Annotated in this window: 1 protein-coding gene; it reads left to right on the top strand. The window is 45.3% G+C overall.

The genetic code is table 11. The annotated features are described in order from the left end of the window. Positions 1 to 35: 35 nt before the first annotated feature. Positions 36 to 331, top strand: a 296-nt coding sequence (locus AB4585_RS27330) for an aminotransferase class IV (protein WP_372171884.1), incomplete at its 3' end; no start/stop codon positions are given.

Below are 331 nucleotides of genomic sequence, written 5' to 3'. Positions count from 1 at the left end.
TTACAGCACAAAGTGAGCGCATAAGGAAAGCAGCAATGGCTACAAAGACAGCAGATTTTATTTGGTTTAACGGTGAAATGGTTCCGTGGGCAGAAGCCAACGTACACGTGCTCACTCATGCAATGCATTACGGTACTTCAGTATTCGAAGGTGTTCGTTGTTACAACACGCCTAAAGGCCCAATTGTTTTCCGTCATCCAGAACACGCAAAGCGCCTTAAGAACTCAGCAAAAATTTATCGCTTCCCAATCCCTTACACGATTGAGGAGATCATGGAAGCTACTCGCGAAACCATTCGCGTATACAAACTAGAAAGTGCCTACATTCGCCC

It is taken from the genome of Vibrio sp. 10N.222.49.C9, assembly GCF_041474985.1.
Lineage (GTDB): Bacteria > Pseudomonadota > Gammaproteobacteria > Enterobacterales > Vibrionaceae > Vibrio > Vibrio crassostreae_C.
This window is presented reverse-complemented; position numbering and strand designations above follow the sequence as displayed.